Consider the following 19,393-nt stretch of genomic DNA (forward strand, 5'->3'; position numbering starts at 1 on the left):
TTTACCGCTCCTCTCCCATTTTGACCGCTTGATGAACGCGCAGTCTGCGGATATGCAAGAAGAGCAGCACCGCTCCCGTCACCATCATAAATCCAACAACCGCGTAAAGCTGGTTCGTGTCTTTCGAGTCGAAGACGACCCGGAAAGGCGGAACCGTATCCGCCACATTCTCCGCGGTCTGCAGGAACGGCAGGAAGATAAGACTCGTTACCTTGCCAATCAATATGCCTAATCCGATTGAGAGCCCCGCCGTAAACAGCTGCTCAAGCAAAAGCATGCCGGTCAGCTGTCTTCTGGAAAGACCCATGGCCCGCAATACGCCAAATTGCACAACCCGGCCGGATAGATTAAAGAACCAGTACAGCACGTATCCGGTTAAGGTAACGATGACGGATACGAGGAAGCCTAAACTAAGAATTCCGAATACGCCGCCTCTTGTCGGAAGCTTCGATTGGGTAATCAGCTCCGAGCGCACATCCTTGATATTGGCGATATCGATGCCTGCCTTCTGCAGCTCCTCAACGATTGGCGCCACCTTCGCATCCGGCTTCATCTTGAGCCATACCTCATAAGGCATCATCGGAAGCTGGTCGTAAATATAATCCAGATTCGTAATTACAAACGGCGATTGATCCGGATATTGCGTCGGCCAGTAAGGAAGAATGCCTACCACAACGAAATCCAGCATGCCTTCCGAGAATCCGACCGAGATCAGATCTCCCGGCTTCAGCTGGTATTTATCCGCTACATTAGATGGAATAAGCGCCGCTTGCTCATACATGCCTAAGTAATTCAAATAGTTGTAAGGATGGATCGGGAACAAATCGCTTCGGAACCAGGCAACCTTCGCGAAGTCCACATTATCGATTCCCATGATACTGCCCTGCCCGATTGAGCGGCCGGAAACAACCACGTTGCCTTTGGTCTGGAGAACGCGGGCAGCTGCCTCTACGCCTTCCAGCTTGCGGAAGATTTCAAACGGCGGTTCATTGTACAGAATCCGGGTTGGTACCGGCTGCTGGCCGCCGCCGCCACCTCCGCCGGATCCGCCGCCATTGCCGCCGTTTCCACCGCCGCCGCTGCCGCCATTGCCGTTATTCCCGCCGTTTGGACGCACCACCTCGACGGTGCCTTCCCATACCGTCTGGACGGTAACATCCGTACCGTATTTGTACAGCGTTCGTTCGGTAGAGTTAAGATCGATGGTCCGTGCCGCGGAAGCGTTGTACACGCCAAGACCCAGCGTCAGAATCAGCAAAATCATAAGCGGATAATAACCTTTGGATGAGCGTGACAGCTGTGTCAGCGTCAGATAAAGCGGTACCGGAAGGAACTTGCGTCCCAGCCAGTTGAACAGCTTCAGCAGCCACGGGAACAACCGCAGGCAGACGAGGCCAAGCGCAAAGATCGATAATGCCGGCACAAAGAACAAGAACGGTTGAACGTTTAATTGATCGGTTGTCATGCCGGTCTGGAAGGACAACATCTGCCGTTCATTAAACATGTACCAGCCGTAGCCTGCCACTCCCAGCAGTACGACATCAAGGAACCAGCGCTGCCACAATGGACCGCGGTCCGAGCGGGCCAGCTCTCTCTTATAGCTGACAATGGAGGAGCGTGCGTAGATAACCGCCGGAATAACGGTGGACAGCACCGCCAGCATGACAGCTGCCGCCCCGGCAATCATCGCTTCGGTCGAGAAGCCTACCGGAATCGACTTCCGGTTAACGAAAGAGAGGAAGCCGTCCGCGGAGCCTATGCTTTTCGCCATAAACCAGCCTATGAAAGGTCCCGCTATTATGGCCAAGCTGCCTAGCAGCAGACCCTCGAGCAAATAGATCCATATAATCTGCCTGGTTCCCGCTCCCCTGCTTCGCAGAACGGCTATATCGCTTCGCTGCTTGTCGAGCGACTGGCGGGCATTCATCGCTATAAAGTAGAACACCATCGCCAGCATCGGAGCTGCAAGCGTGAAGAGAAGCGTCTGGAGCTGCAAGCTTTGCTTCTTGAACTCCGTCAGCGTGGAAGCGAAGGAAATTTCCACTTTCGCGCCTTTGAGCTTCTGGTACAAATCGATGTTGAGACGATCCAGCGTCCGTCCAAGAGGCGACAGCTCGCTCGTCTTGATCTGCGACAGATCAAACGCGTAATACCAGCTTGCGTTGTTAACCGGGATGCCCGCTTTCTGGATAAGCGATCCCATAAACTCGTCTTCGCTGATCTGCAGCGTATTCATCATGCCTTCCAGACCTTGGTACCAGTATGGATCGGTCTGGTTAAGCGGCTTTACAACGCCAACAATCTTGACGCGAAGGGTCATATCCAGGCCGCCGTATACGGGATATTCGAGAATATCGCCGACATGGAGATCGTTGCGGTACATCCCTTCCTCCAGCATGACCGCTTCGAGGACGTCATCTTCGCCTTCGGTATTTTTAAACCACCGGCCTTGCGTGATTTCGGTTTTGGCTTCGAGATCCGCCATCGTCATAATCGTCATTTGACGAATACGGCTTGCATCAACCTTCGTTGGATCCTCCGGCACAACCTCGGCGCCACGGATCGAATAGCTGGACAGCTTCGTCTGGTAAGGGAATCCGATAAGGCCCGGAACGTCCTCTTTTATGAAGCGTTCCATTTCCTTTAATGCAGCAGGATCCGTCTTCTCGCCGCCCGGCACCTGATAGCGCATCAGCAGCGAACCTGCAGGGAGGCCGTCGCTTTTCTCCTGCAGCGACTGGGCCACGACGCGCTTTAACGCGCCGTCCGCGTACATCGGAATACTCGTTGCGAATGCAACGGCCATAATAAGACCGGCTAAAGTGCTTAACGTCAGCCAGCGGGTATTCCACATTTTGCGGAACAGAAATCGGAATAATGGAATCCCCATGCTATTTACCTACAACTTTCTGGCCTGGCGTAAGTCCTTTAATAATTTCGATCTGCGTTGCCGTTTGCTGGCCAACCTCGACGTCCACCTCCCGCTTCCCTTCCGCGTCTACGACCTGGACATAAGTTCTGGAGCCGATCGTGCGAAGGGTGGATGGCGGAATAACGACGACGTTTTCCTTCCTTTTCGTAATAACGTTAATGGATAATGGCGTACCTCGGCCAATCGTTTTAGGCAAATCCTTCACGGAAATAATCATAAAATCTTCCGGACGTTCTCTCTCCGGCTGCTGGCCGCCTCCGCCTCCGTTGCCTCCGCCGTTGTTCGAATCGGAGGAGGTAACCGGAAGCGCCTTCACCGTCCCCTTGAATTGTCCGGCATTGTTGATATCCACAACGACCGGCATGCCTACCGCAATTTTGGCTTGTTCGTCCTTCGTCAGCTTGGCGGCGGGGACAAGCAGACTTGTATCCGCAATAACGGCAATCGGGTCATACGCTTTTATCAAATCGCCTTTCTGTACATTGAGCGTAACAACCGTTCCGCTAAACGGCGCGGTCAAGACCGCTCGGCTAATCTGCTCCTCCAGGTCCGCGAGTGCTTGCTTCTTCTCCTCGAATGCAATGGACTTTTCCTCGAATTCAATCGGATCCATCTCGTCCTTGCCTTGAAGCGCTTCTTTCATCGCCGTCTCTTCTCTCCGGAAGGCCAGCTTCTGATTGCGAAGATCCTTCTGCATCAGCTCGACGTCCAGCACGCCAATCGTCTGGCCCGCTTTTACCTGATCGCCGGCTTTAATGTTCAGTTCCTTCAGACGCATACCGTCAAGCGTAAAATAAAGCGTCTCTTCCTGCTGTGAGATCATCTTCCCGATAACCTGCACCTTCGTCTCCAAAGTAGCCGTGGTCACTTCGTATTCCGGCTTCTTCGAGATTTGAGGCGGTGCGATGGACGGCAACACCTCCTCTTCCGGTTCATCGGGCAGCAGGGAGCAGCCGCTGGTCATCAAGACCGAAGCCGCAATCATCACAGCCGCAGAACGCTTATATAAATTTCCCGTCCACCATTTCATAGACATGATCGGCAACCTCCAAAATTGTAGGATCGTGTGTTGTCATGCAAATCGTAACTTGTTCCGTGCGAATAATATTTTGAAAGACCGCCATAATCTGTGCGGACATGTTCGAATCGAGCTCGGCGGTTGGTTCATCCGCCAACAAGAGAATGGGCTTATGCGCAATGGCTTTCGCGATCGCCACGCGCTGCTGCTCGCCCCCGGACAGCTCGAACGGACGGTGATGCATCCTTTTCTCGAGGCCTACCAGCTCGAGACAATAGGCAACCCGCTCCTTCCACTCGGACCGGGGAGTCCCGGCCATCCGGAGCGAGAGCTCCACGTTCTCCCAAGCCGATAGCAAAGGCATTAAAGCAAACGCCTGAAAAATAAATCCCATTTCCTTGCGACGGATCAACGTACGCTCGGTGTCGTTTAATTTATGAAACGGCTTGCCGTTAAACCAGATCTCGCCTTTGCTAGGCGTATCCAGTCCTCCGAGGCAATTCAGCAGCGTCGTTTTTCCTGAGCCCGAACGGCCCCGGAGCATAACAAGCTGACCCGGTTTCAGTTCCATATGAAGTCCCTTCAGAACGCGCAGCGGCGCTCCCCCGGCCTGAAATGTCCTTTCTACATCTACAACCGACAGCAACCTGTTGTTATGTATTTCGTTGTCCTGCTGCCCTCCAACTTGTCGTTCTTCCTCGTCTGTTGCCGCCATGAACGGATGCGATACCTCCCCTATTTCTCTTTCATAATTCTCATCTTAATCGTTAGACGTAGCGGGTTCAGAAAAAGTTCCAAACGGAAGAAAAATCTTCAAAAATAAAATAGGCATCGTACATATTGCCGTCAAATCGGACATATGCACGATGCCTTTTGCTGCCTTTTACATTAATTCACTTTAAAATAGTTCACTACCCTATTAAGCTCGCGGGCAACTCCGTCCAATTGGCTTGCCGCGGAAGCAATGCTCTCCATGAGGGCAAGCTGTTCTTCCGTTGCCGCGGCAACGCTCTCCGTGCGCTCCAGATTAGCCGCAGCCGATGACGCCGCTTGGTCCATCGAAGCATTAACCTCCTCGGAGCTCGCCGACATCTGTTCGGTAATAGCCGAATTCTCCTGCAGCTGCCCGGTCATCGTATCAATGGCTGCCACAATGACGGTTAAACTATTCCGGAGCTCTTCCACGCGATTGTTGCCGCGCTGTACTTCCTCCAGTGTCCGTGCCATATAACCGGAAGCTCCCGCGATCTCGCCTCTTGTCTCTGCTACCAGCTGATGAATGCTGTCGGCGGATTCCAGGGAGCTTGCCGCCAGCTTGCGAATCTCGCCGGCAACAACGGCGAAGCCGCGGCCTTGCTCGCCCGCTCTTGCCGCTTCAATGGAGGCGTTCAGCGATAAAATGTTCGTCTGGTTCGCAAAGGCGGTAATGTTCTCCGCAATCGACCCGATCTGCTGGGACCGTTGCTCCAATGTCTCGATCATACCCGCGAGCTGCCCGATAACCTCCTTGATCTGGCCCATCTGTACAACCAGGCGCCCAAGCGCTTCCTGCCCTTGACCTGCTTCAACCGCCGTTACTGCCGACTGCTCCGCCGAAGCGGACATATTTTCAGCTAAACGCTGAATGCCGATAGCCATCTCGTCGATCGCCTTCGCCGTTTCTTCCGCGCTGCGCGCCTGCACCTCCGTCCCGCTCGTCACCTCTTGAATATTAGCCGCAACATGCTGCGAGGCAGTCGAGGATTCCTGCGACACGATGTTCAGCTGGTTCGTGGATGCGGCTACATGCTTGGCATTAGTCGATATAGAAGAGAGAAGCCGTTTCAGCACGCCTATCATCTCGTCCACGGAGCGCAAGCTGTCGCCAAGCTCGTCCTTGCTGTATTTGACGTTTCGTTCCGAGGTCAAATCGCCTTCCGCTACCAGCTTTGTTCTTGTCTTCACGGCGGATACCGTCTTCATCACGCTTCGGATCAAGAAGTATATAAGGGCTGCCAGCAAAAGGGTAGCAATCGCCATGCCGACGTAATTGCCCGTTTTCGTAGATGCCAGCTGCTTATTGCTGTCCGTGATTTGCTGCTTGGCGTAGCTGTCCAGCAGGTTAAATATTTCGTCCAGGCCTGTCCGTGCCTTCTCGTATTGCTCATGAATCTCCGCATCCTTGGCGGCTGCGGTACCGGATTGAAGCTCGCCGCTGACAAAAGACGCCCATGCGCTGAAGTCGGCTTCAAAATCCTGAATCAGCTGTCCCATGGTTGTGCTGCCGTCCTCGCTTTGAAGCTCAAGCAGCTTATTCGCCTCGAATATCGCCTTTGCCTCATTTACGCGGTCATCCGCTTCTTTTAGATTTTGGGAAAATACATCGTTCCAGACCTTTTTATCCGCTTCTTTTAATTCACCCAAGGCCAAATATTGGTAGGCGGAATAGGCTTGATACAGATCGCGGTCCGCATTCAAAATCAGCGATGTGGAACGGGCGGACACGCCGTATACTTCATCAGCCATCGTCTTGTTCACCTTTTCCAGCTCGGTAAGCGAGTAGATCCCCGAGAAGACATAGAATAAAAGCGGCAACACCCCGATTAAAGCCATTTTCCACCTTAAGTTAAATCTCATTTGCATGATTCTCCCCATTTCAGCAATATCAAATTAAATGATCTAATAAGATATCGGCATATGAAAGAATGTTCGAAATAACGACGGCTTACATTTTACATAATTTTATGTCGAATTCCGAAAACAAAAAAAGAGCAAATCCCACTCGGGACTTGCTCTTGGTTCGATCAGTCAGCTCTTATTTGCCGAAAGCTTCCGGATTCGCGCGCCATGCCTGCAGCGTTGCGATATCCGCGCTTTGCACTTTACCGATTTCAACAGCCGCTTCAATCAGCGCGCTGTAGTTGGACAACGTTTCAAGCGGCATGTTTTCCGCCGCGAACGCGTTCGAGGCTTTCTCGAACTGGTAAGTGAAGATTGCCAGAACGGACAATACTTCCGCGCCCGCCTCGCGAACCGCAAGACCGGCTTTCAGAGAGCTGCCGCCTGTCGAGATGAGGTCCTCGATCACGACAACCTTTTGCCCCGGGTTGATGCGGCCTTCGATTTGGTTTTGCTTGCCGTGGCCTTTTGCTTTATCGCGGATGTAAGCCATAGGAAGGTTCAGCTTTTGAGCCACCCAAGCCGCATGCGGGATACCGGCAGTGGAAGTTCCGGCGATTACTTCGGCATCCGGATAACGTTCGCGGATTACGGTAGCGAAACCTTCCGCGATCATATCGCGAATCTCGGGATAAGTCATAGTCAGACGGTTATCGCAGTAGATTGGCGATTTCAAACCGGAAGTCCAAGTAAAGGGATCATTCGGGCGAAGCGCCACCGCTTCGATCTCCAGCAGTTTTGTTGCGATTGCGCGCGGCAATTCCGTTAAGGTTACATTCGTCATGGCTTAGATCAGCTCCTCGATAATAGATTCCAATGCTTCACGCGGGCTAGCCGCGGCCGTAATCGGACGTCCGATTACCATATAGTCCGTTCCTTGCCGCAAGGCTTCGCGAGGCGTCATAATGCGGGATTGGTCGTTTGTTGCCGCCCAAGTCGGACGGATGCCGGGCGTTACGGTCTGGAATGCCGTGCCGCAAGCCGCTTTTATGACTTCCACTTCAAGAGGTGAAGCCACTACGCCGTTCAGGCCTGCGCGTTTTGCCAGCTCCGCATAACGGACCACGGCCTGTTCCACCGCGCCTGCGATTCCGATCTCTTCGTTTAATACTTGTACGTTAGTGCTGGTCAGCTGCGTTACCGCGATAATAGCCGGTCTTGCTTGTCCGCTGGCGAGTGCGGCTTCCGCGCCTTCCACAGCCGCCTCCATCATCGCCGCGCCGCCGGCAGCGTGCACGTTAAACATGTCGACTCCAAGCTTTGTTACGCTGTTCGAGCCGCCTTTTACCGTATTCGGAATGTCATGCATCTTCACGTCCAGAAAAACGCGATAGCCGCGTTTCTTCAATTCTTCTACGAACGACGGACCCGCCGCGTAAAACAGCTGCATGCCAACCTTCATATAACACGGGATGCCTTCCAGCTCGCCAAGCAAGCGCTCGGCCGAAGCCGCATCCGCATAATCAAGGGCAACCATGACTTTGCCTGCCGCTTGTTCTCTTGTTAAACTCATCGCAATCAAAGTCTCCTTTCGCTTCTGAGGCCGAAATAAACGGCCATCCGCCGGCCTCGGGGCAGAAGCCTGTGTAAGAAGCTTCCGCCGCCGAAAGCAACCGGCGCTGGCCGTGCTTTCATGTATTCAATTACTTCTGCAGCACCGGCATTGGGCGCGAGGAGAAGTTGATCGACTCGAGCATACGCAGCAATGCGCGTACGGTATCAAGCGATGTCATACATACAACGCCGTTCTCTACCGCTTCGCGGCGGATACGGAAGCCGTCGCGCTCAGGCGTTTTACCCTTCGTCAAGGTATTAACAACGAACTGCGCTTCGCCTTCACGAATCAGATCAAGGATATTTGGAGCGCCTTCGCTCAGCTTGTTCACGCGTCTTACACGCATGCCCGTAGCTTCAAGCGTATCAGCCGTTCCGCCTGTTGCGATAATTTTGTAGCCCAGATCGTAGAAGCCGCGGAGCAGTTCAATCGCTTCTTCTTTATCTTTGTCTGCTACCGTTGCAACGATCGCACCGGACATTGGAATTTTCATTCCTGCGCCAATGAGGCCTTTGTACAAAGCTTTCGCGTAGTTCTCGTCGCGGCCCATAACTTCGCCCGTCGATTTCATTTCCGGAGTCAGCGTAGGGTCAACGCGGCGCAGCTTCGCGAAGGAGAATACCGGTACTTTTACCGATACGTAGTTGTCTTCGCGCCACAGACCGTCTACGTAACCGAGATCAGCAAGTTTAGTGCCAAGGATTGCTTTTGTTGCCAGGTTCGACATCGGCAGATCCGTTACTTTGCTCAGGAACGGTACCGTACGGGACGAACGCGGGTTAACTTCGATTACGTATACTTTTTCGTTATGGATAACGAATTGAATATTTACAAGGCCAACCACTTTAAGTGCTTTCGCGATTTTGACCGTGATGTCCACGATTTGGTTCTTGATGTCGTCCGACAGCGATTGCGGAGGATACACCGCGATCGAGTCGCCGGAGTGAACGCCCGCGCGCTCGATATGCTCCATGATACCAGGGATCAGAACGGTCTCGCCGTCGCAGATCGCGTCAACCTCCGCTTCTTTGCCCAGCATGTAACGGTCGATCAGAACCGGATGCTCCGGATTGATTTTTACCGCTACTTCCATGTAGCTCAGAAGCTCTTCGTCGGAGTAAACGATCTCCATCGCGCGGCCGCCAAGTACGTAGGACGGACGAACGAGAACCGGATAGCCGAGTTTTTGCGCGGTTTCTACCGCTTGGTCAACCGAAGTAACCGTGCTGCCTTCAGGCTGGGCAATGCTCAGGTCGCGAAGCAGCTTTTCGAATTTCTTGCGGTCTTCCGCCGTGTCGATGCTCTCAAGGCTCGAGCCGAGGATGCGCACGCCGGCTTTCGTAAGCGGAGCAGCCAGGTTGATTGCCGTCTGGCCGCCGAACTGTACGATTACGCCAATCGGCTTCTCTTGCTCGATTACGTTCATTACGTCTTCGAAAAACAATGGCTCGAAGTACAGGCGGTCCGAAGTACTGAAGTCCGTCGATACCGTCTCCGGGTTATTGTTGATGATAACCGCTTCGTAACCGGCTTTTTGAATCGCCCATACCGCGTGTACCGTCGAGTAGTCGAACTCGATGCCTTGACCGATACGGATTGGACCGGAGCCAAGCACGAGCACTTTCTCTTTCGAGGATTCCGTTACTTCGTTCTCTGTTTCGTAAGTCGAATAGTAGTAAGGCGTCGAAGCTTCAAACTCAGCCGCGCAAGTATCTACCATTTTGTAGACTGGCGTGAAGCCAAGCTCTTTGCGGAACGCGCGGATATCATGCTCGTTCGTATGGCTGCCGTTCGGGAAGCCTTCCTTGCGGATTTCCGCGATCGAACGGTCGGAGAAGCCTTTGCGCTTCGCTTCGTACAGCGTCTCGCGGGACAAAGCAACCTCGCGGCGGATTTGATCCTCGAATTCAACGATCCCTTGAATCTTATCCAGGAACCACCAGTCGATTTTCGTGATATCCTGTACGTCTTGCAGCTTGTAACCGCGGCGGAATGCTTCCGCTACGAGGAACATGCGCTCGTCGTCCGGCTTAGCCAGACGTGTCTGCAATACCGCGTCATCCAGCGTTGCCGCTTCTTTCAGGTGAATGCGGTGTGTGCCGATTTCCAGGGAACGAACCGCTTTGTGCATCGATTCCTCGAAAGTACGGCCGATAGCCATTACTTCGCCCGTTGCTTTCATCTGCGTGCCAAGCTTACGGTTCGCGTTAACGAACTTGTCGAAAGGCCAGCGCGGAATTTTCGATACGATATAGTCAAGGGTAGGCTCAAACATAGCGTATGTTTGACCGGTAACCGGGTTAACGATTTCATCAAGCGTATAGCCTACGGCGATCTTTGCTGCCATCTTCGCAATCGGGTAACCCGTTGCTTTCGATGCCAGTGCCGACGAGCGGCTTACGCGCGGGTTAACTTCGATAACGTAGTATTGGAAGCTGTGCGGATCAAGCGCGAACTGTACGTTACAGCCGCCTTCGATGTTCAGGGCGCGAATGATTTTCAGCGATGCCGAACGGAGCATTTGATACTCGCGGTCGGACAACGTTTGGGATGGCGCTACGACGATACTGTCGCCAGTGTGAACGCCAACCGGGTCGAAGTTTTCCATGTTGCAGACTACGATACAGTTGTTGTTCGCGTCGCGCATAACTTCGTATTCGACTTCTTTCATGCCGGCGATCGATTTCTCGATCAAGCATTGGCTGATCGGGCTGTAACGGATACCCGATGCAACGGTTTCGCGAAGCTCTTCTTCGTTCGCGCAGATACCGCCGCCTGTACCGCCCAGCGTGTAGGCAGGACGAACGATGATCGGATAACCGATTTCGTTGGCGAAGTTAACGGCATCTTCTACCGTTGTAACGATAACACTTTCAGGTACCGGCTGTTCCAGCTCGCGCATCAGGTCGCGGAACAGGTCGCGGTCTTCCGCTTTCTCGATGGCAGTCAGCTGCGTACCAAGCAGCTTCACGCCTTCCGCTTCCAGTACGCCGGCACGTGCCAGTTCAACGGCCATGTTCAGGCCGGTCTGACCGCCAAGCGTTGGCAGGAGGCCGTCCGGACGCTCCTGGCGGATGATTTGGGATACGAAATCAAGCGTGATCGGCTCGATGTAAACTTTGTCGGCCATGTTTGTATCCGTCATGATGGTTGCAGGGTTGCTGTTGATCAGAACGACTTCATAGCCTTCTTCCTTCAGCGCTTGGCAAGCTTGCGTGCCGGCATAGTCGAATTCCGCCGCTTGTCCGATGACAATCGGGCCGGAGCCGATTACGAGAATCTTTTTGAGTTCATTATTTTTGGGCATATTGAAGTTCTCCTTTCAACGTTGCCGCCAGCACAGCTTGACGAGGTTTTTGCGGGTTGTTTTGTTTGTGGTCGCGGATCATGTCCAGGAATTCATCGAACAGATAGCTGGAATCAAACGGGCCTGGCGCAGCTTCCGGATGGTATTGCACCGAGAATGCCGGGTATTTGTTATGTTTCAGACCTTCAATGGTCTTGTCATTGTTATTGATGTGCGTAACGGATAGTTCCGTGCTGTTGATCGAATCTTCGAGAACCGTGTAGCCATGGTTCTGCGAAGTAACGTAGCATCGGCCGGTAGCCAGTTCTTTAACCGGATGGTTGCCGCCGCGGTGACCGAACTTAAGTCTTGTCGTATCCGCGCCGCAAGCCAGAGCGAACAGCTGGTGACCAAGGCAGATGCCGAAGATAGGAATCTCGCCGAGCAGCTCTTTGATCATTTGAACCGCATAAGGAACGTCTTTCGGATCCCCAGGGCCGTTGGACAGCTGAATGCCGTCCGGAGCCAATTTGCGAATCTCGTCCGCCGTTGTGTTATGAGGAACAACCACAACGTCGCAGCCGCGCTGCGTCAGCTCGCGAAGGATACCGCTCTTAGCTCCGAAGTCGACAAGCACGATGCGAGGGCCAAAGCCCGGGCTCGAGAAGACCGATTTGGTCGATGTGCGCGCAACTTGATCCGTCATCAGCTGAATGCCGCCAAGACGTTCCTGAAGCTCTTCCACGCGTTCGGTGCCGGTTGTCAGAACGCCTTTCATTGTACCGTGCTGACGCAGAATACGAGTCAGCATGCGCGTATCGATGCCTGTGATGCCCGGAATGTTGTATTCCTTCAGCAGGTCGCCGAGCGAATATTGCGCGCGCCAGTTGCTTGGCACCGGCTCATAACGGCGTACAACAAACCCGTGAATGCTTGGGCGGATCGACTCGAAGTCATCGCGCGAAATGCCGTAGTTGCCAATCAGCGGATAAGTCATCGATACGATTTGTCCGCAGTAGGATGGATCGGACAATACTTCCTGGTACCCCGTAATCCCTGTATTAAAAACAACCTCTCCGAACGTTTGCGTCTCCGCGCCGAAAGATTGTCCGGTAAACAACGTTCCGTCTTCCAACAATAATCTTGCTTGCATCCGTATCACTCCTCATCAGGTCTTCGTATGTTCTATTAGTTAGCGGATTCGTTGTATACGATCTTGCCGTCAACGATTGTAGCCACTGGCCAGCCTTGCAGCTTCCATCCGCCAAATGGCGTGTTATTGCTCTTCGATGCGAATGCAGACGGATCTACCGCACGCTCGCTATCCAGATCGACGATAGTCAGGTCGGCAGGCGCTCCCTCTTCAATGCGGCCGGTAGGCAGGCCGAACACGCGGGCAGGGTCGGCTGTCATGCGGTCAAGCAGGAAGCCAAGCGTCCATTTCCCTGTTTGCACGAACTTCGTGTAGAGCAGCGGGAACGCTGTCTCGAAGCCCACGATGCCGAATGGCGCAAGCTGCATGCCGCGCGCTTTCTCTTCCGCGCTATGCGGTGCGTGGTCGGTAACGATCATGTCGATCGTGCCGTCCTCCAGTGCTTCGATAACCGCTTCGACGTCGCGCGGGGTGCGCAACGGCGGGTTCATTTTCCAGTTCGAGTCAAAGCCCGGGATATCTTCGTCCGACAGAACCAGGTGATGCGGGCAAACCTCGGCCGTTACCCGTACGCCGATCTGCTTCGCAAGGCGGATCAGGCGAACCGATTGCTCGGTGCTGACATGGCACACATGGTAATGCGCGCCCGTTGCTTCGGAGAGAAGAACGTCGCGGCCGACATGGATGGCTTCGGATTCGTTCGGAATGCCTTTCAGTCCATGCTTGCGGGAGAAGGACCCTTCGCTGACGTACAAGCCTTCAACCAGCGTATTGTCTTCGCAGTGCGCGATGATTGGCATATTCATCGATTCCGCCAGCGCCATCGCATCCTTCATCATTTGCGCGCTTTGTACGCCGACACCGTCATCCGTGAAGCCGATTGCTCCCGCTTCTTTCAGTGCGGCGAAATCCGTCAGTTCGCGGCCCAGCTGGTTTTTCGTAATCGCTGCGTAAGGAAGTACCTTTACAACGCCTTCCGATGCGTTTTTGTCCAAAATGTATTTTACCGTCTCGGGCGTATCCACCGAAGGGCGTGTATTCGGCATGCATGCGATTGTCGTGAAGCCGCCTTTCGCTGCCGATCTCGTGCCTGTCGCGATGTCTTCTTTATATTCGAAGCCCGGGTCGCGAAGGTGGACGTGCATATCGATGAAGCCCGCCGATACGAGCTTTCCTGCCGCATCGATGACTTCCGCAGAGCCTGTGTCCGTCGCTGCAGAACCGTCAACGATTTCCGCGATTTGCTCGCCTTCGAGGCGAATATGTTTCTTTTGCAAGCTTCCAGAAGCTTTATCCCATACGCTACCGTTAATAATCCATACTGACATTGTTTTGTTCACCTTCCGGAATTTATTCGTGTTAGCTCAGTGCCCGTTCTACAACCGCCATCCGAATCGGTACGCCGTTCGCCATTTGGGGGAAAATGCGCGATTGCGGATGTTCAACCAGCTCATCGTCAATCTCAACGCCGCGGTTGATTGGAGCCGGATGCATGATGATCGCGTGCTCTGCGATCCGGCTTGCGCGCTCGACCGTCAGGCCGAACTGCTCGCGGTAAGCTTCCGCCGAATTCAGCATGCCGCTCTCGTGACGCTCGAGTTGTACGCGAAGCATCATCACGACGTCGGCTTTCAGTGCTTCATCCATTGTTACGTACGGCACATCAAGCTCAGGCGCGGTCATGTTGCTTGGCGAGCAGAACTGAACCTTTGCGCCAAACTTGCGGAGCGCCCACAGATTGGAGCGTGCTACGCGGCTGTGAAGAACGTCGCCGATGATCGATACGGTCAGACCGTTCAGATTGCCGAAATGCTTGCGCATTGTATATAAGTCGAGCAGCGCCTGTGTCGGGTGCTCGTTGTTGCCGTCGCCTGCGTTGATTAGCGGCACTTGAATTTTTGTAGCCAGTTCGGCAAGAACGTCGATTGGCTTGAGCCGGATAATCCCGACGTCGATGCCCATCGATTCAAGCGTGCGGACCGTGTCGTAGATCGATTCGCCCTTCTGCACGCTGGATACGGCAGCCGAGAAGTTCAATACTTCCGCTCCAAGACGTTTCTCTGCTACCTCGAAGGAGAAGCGAGTTCTTGTGCTGTTCTCGAAGAACATGTTCGCCGCGAATTTGCCCTGCATCACATTGTGCACTTTGCTTGGGTGCTGTTCCCAGTAAGCCGCACGATCCAAAATCGATTCAATTTCTTCTTTGCTGAGATCTTTCAGTCCAAGCAAACTGCGTTGTTTAAGTTGTGTCATCGTCGTCATCAGACCTGCCCCCTCTGGTGTATGATCATGACTTGGTCCTTCAGATCGATTTCCGTTAACGAGACGTCAATTTGCTCTTGTTTGGAGGTCGGTACGTTTTTGCCTACGTAATCAGGCCGGATCGGGAGCTCTCTGTGTCCTCTGTCCACCAGAACGGCCAGCTGGATGCTTTCCGGTCTTCCGCAGTCCATCAGGGCATCCATTGCCGCACGGATCGTGCGTCCGGTGAAGAGGACATCGTCGCACAGGATAACTTTCTTATCATGTGCCGAGAACGGTTCGCCATTCAGATCGCCGATTACCGCAGCCAGTTCCACGCGTGTATCCACGGATGCTGCTTTGCGGTCATCCCGGTAAGAGGTGATGTCGAGCTCTCTCACTTCAACCGGCTTGCCTTCGATATCCTGAATGCGATCCGCAATTCTTCTTGCCAGGTAAATCCCTCTTGTGCGGATGCCAATCAGAACGCAGTTATCAATGCCTTTGTTCTTCTCCACGATCTCGTGCGCAATTCTTGTGAGTGCTCTTCGGATCGCTGTCTCGTCCATTATGACCAGATGCTCTTCTTCCACCGTTACCGCCTCCTCCTTCGCTCTCGGATAATCAATCGCGCCTGTTGGCATGGAGACGAAAAAAGGCTCCTTGCCAACAACGCAAGGAGCCTGAGACCGGCCACACATAGAGGGTCGACTTAACCTCCGCTATCCCAGCAGGATACGGTTAGGCTAAGGCCCTGTTCTAAGTGTGGCAGATCTGTTATTCACGCTACCTTGCCAGCCTCACGGGGCTGATTTAAAGGTACTGCCATATATCAAAGGAATTGTACCGCGCCCTGCAAAAGATGTCAAGGGGTGTGAAGTTGATTAATAACAAACTACGCATTCGAATGTTCCATCGGCCGCTGTTGCTCGGGGATTCTTATGAACAATTTTTATAATGGTATCAATCCCCGAGCAAAGGCCTACTAAAAGCTTTCTGAAAGAAAGCTGCATCGGAAGCATAAACTACGCTCCTCAAGAATCATTCGAATGCTCTGTTTGACTTAAACCAACGTAATGGAGAATAAAAACCGTAACCAATGTCTATCGAGTATCAACATTATTTTAACAACTTATCTTATCTTCTGCACCGCCTTTTATTTTATGACTGGGACATTTTATGATTCATGATATGTATCCCCTATCTCCTCTCGAAGTGCCCAGTCCTTTATGTTAAGATGAATACCATCCATAACGTACATAGACGGGACAGGTGAAAGCAAGCATGGAACATTTAATTAGAGCGGATGTCCGCGGAATCGAAGTTTCCGGCATCCGGAAAATGGCGAACAAGGTTAGTCAATACGAAGGGGTGCTGTCGCTTACCATCGGTCAGCCGGACTTCCCGACACCAAAGCATATCCTCGAAGCAGCCAAGCATGCGATCGACAACGGGGAAACGGTATATACCCCTAATGCGGGGACGCTGCAATTGCGGAAAGCAGCAGCGAATTTTATGCAGCACAAATACGGGCTGACTTACGATCCTTCCGAAGAGGTTATCGTAACGGTCGGCGCGAGCGAAGCCATTGACGTCGCATTCCGGACGATACTGGAGGAAGGAACCGAGGTACTCCTTCCGGGTCCAATCTATCCGGGCTACGAGCCGATTATCCGCATGTGCGGCGCTAAGCCGGTGCATGTCGATACAACCGGCAACGGGTTCAAATTAACGGCAGAATTGATCAAAAAGCATTTGACGGAGCGTACGCGCTGCATCGTGCTGGCGTCGCCTTCGAATCCGACAGGCTGCACGCTATCGGAAGGCGAGCTTAAAGAGATTGCGGATCTGGTACAGGATCGCGAGCTGTTCGTCTTGTCCGATGAAATTTACAGCGAGCTCGTATTCGACGGGACTCATTCTTCCATAGCGGCACTGCCGGGCTTGCGCGAGAAGACAATCGTCATAAACGGATTGTCCAAATCGCATTCCATGACCGGATGGCGCGTTGGACTGCTGTTCGCGCCGGCTTACTTGGCAAGGCACATCGTAAAGGTGCATCAATACAACGTAACATGCGCCAGCTCGGTGAGCCAGGCCGCGGCCGTAGAAGCTTTAACCGCTGGTATCGATGACGCGCTGCCGATGAGAGACGAATACGCGCGGCGCCGCGATTATGCTTACGAACGTCTGGTTGCGGCAGGATTCGATGTCGTGAAGCCAAACGGAGCTTTCTACATCTTCCCTTCGGTAGAGAAGTTTGGGCTCGACTCCACGACTTTCGCGCACCGCCTGCTTGAAGAGAAACGGGTTGCGGTTGTGCCTGGTGCCGCGTTTGCTCCATACGGCGACAATTACATTCGCATTTCGTACGCTTGCTCCATGGAAGTACTTCGAGAAGCCATGGACCGCATTCATTCCTTTGTAGAAGGTCTTTAAGCGCTGTTCGCTACACGAAAAAAGCTGCTTTGCGTCACACGCAAAGCAGCTTTTTTTATGACGAGCGATGCCGCAAATAATTCGAGACCACCTCGATCGCAACCCCGATAGCGTCCTCCTGCGGCTCCAGCTTGGCATGATGCAGGCCATACGGCGTATCCACGCCAAGCCAGAACATCAGACCCGGAATATCTTGAAGGAAATACCCGAAGTCCTCTCCGGTCATTGCTTCCGTGCATTCAATGAGCTGTACGCCTTCAAAAGCACGAACCCAATCCATAAAACGCTCGGCTTCTTGTTCATTATTGTATACCTGATAATAATTCGAGCCGTAATCGAGCTCGGTCTGGCATCCAAAGCTGACTTTAAGCCCGTCCAGCAGCGACTCGATGCGAGCTTTTACATCGCTCAAGGATTTTGCGCTCAAGGTTCTGATCGTACCCTCGAGGCGTACCCGTTCGGCGATGATATTCTGCTTCGTGCCTCCTTCGATCTTGCCCAACGTCACAACGACAGAGTCGAGAGGATCCACGTTGCGGGAGACAATCGACTGCAGCTGCATGATAAGGCTTGCTCCGGCAACGATCATATCGTTGGCGCGGTGCGGATACGCCGCGTGGCCGCCTTTGCCAATGATATCTATAAACAGCTCCGACGTGTTGGCGAATAAAATGCCCGGACGCGTTGCGATCGTGCCTACCGGATATTCCGGCGCAATGTGCAGCGCCATCATAAAATCAGGCTTCCACTCTTTGAATTCTTCGCTCTGCAGCATCGGCAAAGCCCCGCCCGGTCCCTCTTCGGCCGGCTGGAACACGAATAGAACATCGTCATTGATCGGTTGCTCCACGATTGCCGTCAATACCCCTAGCCCAATCGCCATATGCAGATCGTGTCCGCATGCATGCATATAACCGTTATGCGTCGAACGGAACTCATAACCCGTATCTTCCTCGATAGGCAGCCCGTCCATATCCGCCCGATAACCTAAGCAATGCTCGCCCACCAGGCCTTTCACCCGAACCAAGACGCCGGTACGCCAGGTCCGGATCTCCAGCCGATCTTGCGGCAATCCGTTAATATACTCGAGCAGCATGGCTTGCGTCTTAAACTCTTGAAACCCCGGCTCGGGGATCTGGTGAAACTGCCGCCTTAACTCCACGAACTTGCTCATTTGATCAACTCCTTTCTTCAACATGCAAGGGCCAACGCCATTTTCCGTCAGCCTCGCCAAACAAGGAAACACGCGCCACATAGATGGCGCGCGCTGCAAAATCTTATTATTTCAAATCGCGAAGGCCTTCAACGATAATCGTCTTGGACTTCGTTTTTTCGTCAACCATCTTGATAATGCGAGCAGGGACGCCCGCAACAACCGCATTTTCAGGCACATCCTCGATAACAATGGCACCTGCTGCGATAACAGCGCCTTTGCCGACGCGAACGCCTTCCAGAACAACCGCGTTAGCGCCGATAACAACGTCGTCTTCGATAACAACCGGCAGAGCGGATGGCGGCTCGATAACGCCAGCCAGTACAGCGCCTGCGCCAACATGACACATTTTGCCGACTTGCACGCGTCCGCCAAGCGTTGCGTTCATGTCGATCATTGTGCCTTCGCCGATCGAGCAGCCGATGTTAATCGTAGCGCCCATCATGATAACCGCGTTGTTGCCGATTTCGACTTTGTCGCGAATAACCGCGCCTGGCTCGATACGGGCGTTAATGCCCTTCAGGTCGAGCATCGGAATGGCGGAGTTGCGGCGGTCATTCTCCACTTCGTAATATTCGATGTTAGCTTTCTCGTTTTCCAGCAAGGCTTGAACTTCCGCCCAATCGCCGAACAGCACGCCGCCGTCGCCGAAATCGAATACTTTAACTTCAGCGTTAGCCGAAGCAATTTTGCCTTTGAAGTAAACCTTCACCGGCGTAACTTTCTTGCCGTTCTTGATGTAATTGATAACTTCCATTGTTTGGTCCATGTTTTGCATAGCTTTTCGTCTCTCCTTCATCACCAGCAACTGTTCATTAAGACAAGCCACTTTTTCCCGAACATTGTAGCACATGACTTTGAACAGAGTCCACGTTTTTGATGGCTAATTGTTGTAAAG

General features: G+C 53.2%; 14 protein-coding genes. 1 reads left to right on the forward strand and 13 read right to left on the reverse strand.

Translation table 11 applies throughout. The features are described from left to right. Position 1: 1 nt before the first annotated feature. From CFI03_RS14435 to pyrR, 11 genes are all read right to left on the reverse strand, one after another. The gene (locus tag CFI03_RS14435; RefSeq protein WP_248757750.1) at positions 2-2,890 is read right to left on the reverse strand and encodes an FtsX-like permease family protein; all 2,889 of its coding nucleotides are present in this window, start codon (positions 2,888-2,890) and stop codon (positions 2-4) included. Position 2,891: 1 nt separating this feature from the next. Further along, positions 2,892-3,968, reverse strand: coding sequence for an efflux RND transporter periplasmic adaptor subunit (locus CFI03_RS14440; protein WP_127497689.1), 1,077 nt, complete (start codon positions 3,966-3,968; stop codon positions 2,892-2,894). Then, positions 3,934-4,665, reverse strand: coding sequence for an ABC transporter ATP-binding protein (locus tag CFI03_RS14445; protein ID WP_127497691.1), 732 nt, complete (start codon positions 4,663-4,665; stop codon positions 3,934-3,936). The genes CFI03_RS14440 and CFI03_RS14445 overlap by 35 nt, the downstream gene beginning before the upstream one ends. A gap of 173 nt (positions 4,666-4,838) precedes the next feature. Continuing rightward, entirely contained in the window at positions 4,839-6,566 is a 1,728-nt protein-coding gene (locus CFI03_RS14450) for a methyl-accepting chemotaxis protein (RefSeq protein WP_248757751.1), read from the reverse strand. Positions 6,567-6,744: 178 nt separating this feature from the next. Next, a complete protein-coding gene (gene pyrE, locus CFI03_RS14455; RefSeq protein WP_127497695.1) occupies positions 6,745-7,392 on the reverse strand; it encodes an orotate phosphoribosyltransferase in 648 nt (215 codons plus the stop codon). Between the two features lie 3 nt (positions 7,393-7,395). Continuing rightward, the gene (pyrF, locus tag CFI03_RS14460) at positions 7,396-8,121 is read right to left on the reverse strand and encodes an orotidine-5'-phosphate decarboxylase (protein WP_248757752.1); all 726 of its coding nucleotides are present in this window, start codon (positions 8,119-8,121) and stop codon (positions 7,396-7,398) included. Positions 8,122-8,251: 130 nt separating this feature from the next. Next, a complete protein-coding gene (carB, locus tag CFI03_RS14465) occupies positions 8,252-11,470 on the reverse strand; it encodes a carbamoyl-phosphate synthase large subunit (protein ID WP_248757753.1) in 3,219 nt (1,072 codons plus the stop codon). Next, on the reverse strand, positions 11,457-12,602 hold the full coding sequence (locus CFI03_RS14470; protein ID WP_248757754.1) for a carbamoyl phosphate synthase small subunit: 1,146 nt from the start codon (positions 12,600-12,602) through the stop codon (positions 11,457-11,459). The genes carB and CFI03_RS14470 overlap by 14 nt, the downstream gene beginning before the upstream one ends. Before the next feature lie 35 nt (positions 12,603-12,637). Beyond that, a complete protein-coding gene (locus tag CFI03_RS14475) occupies positions 12,638-13,930 on the reverse strand; it encodes a dihydroorotase (RefSeq protein WP_248757755.1) in 1,293 nt (430 codons plus the stop codon). 31 nt (positions 13,931-13,961) lie between these two features. Then, positions 13,962-14,867 carry an aspartate carbamoyltransferase catalytic subunit gene (locus CFI03_RS14480; RefSeq protein WP_283094543.1) on the reverse strand — a complete coding sequence of 302 codons (906 nt, stop codon included), beginning with the start codon at positions 14,865-14,867 and terminating at the stop codon, positions 13,962-13,964. Next, positions 14,864-15,487: a bifunctional pyr operon transcriptional regulator/uracil phosphoribosyltransferase PyrR gene (gene pyrR, locus CFI03_RS14485; RefSeq protein ID WP_127497708.1), complete on the reverse strand. Its 624-nt coding sequence runs from the start codon at positions 15,485-15,487 to the stop codon at positions 14,864-14,866. The genes CFI03_RS14480 and pyrR overlap by 4 nt, the downstream gene beginning before the upstream one ends. Positions 15,488-16,127: 640 nt before the next feature. On the opposite strand from pyrR, the gene CFI03_RS14490 reads away from it, so the two are divergent. Continuing rightward, a complete protein-coding gene (locus CFI03_RS14490; protein ID WP_248757757.1) occupies positions 16,128-17,282 on the forward strand; it encodes an aminotransferase A in 1,155 nt (384 codons plus the stop codon). Positions 17,283-17,337: 55 nt separating this feature from the next. On the opposite strand, the gene CFI03_RS14495 is transcribed toward CFI03_RS14490, so the two are convergent. Together CFI03_RS14495 and dapD are read right to left on the reverse strand one after the other, a co-directional pair. After that, positions 17,338-18,456 carry an N-acetyldiaminopimelate deacetylase gene (locus CFI03_RS14495; RefSeq protein WP_248757758.1) on the reverse strand — a complete coding sequence of 373 codons (1,119 nt, stop codon included), beginning with the start codon at positions 18,454-18,456 and terminating at the stop codon, positions 17,338-17,340. Between the two features lie 106 nt (positions 18,457-18,562). Continuing rightward, positions 18,563-19,273, reverse strand: coding sequence for a 2,3,4,5-tetrahydropyridine-2,6-dicarboxylate N-acetyltransferase (gene dapD, locus CFI03_RS14500; RefSeq protein WP_127497715.1), 711 nt, complete (start codon positions 19,271-19,273; stop codon positions 18,563-18,565). Positions 19,274-19,393: the final 120 nt, after the last annotated feature.

Source organism: Paenibacillus sp. ATY16 (genome assembly GCF_003399985.2).
GTDB lineage: Bacteria > Bacillota > Bacilli > Paenibacillales > Paenibacillaceae > Pristimantibacillus > Pristimantibacillus glycanilyticus.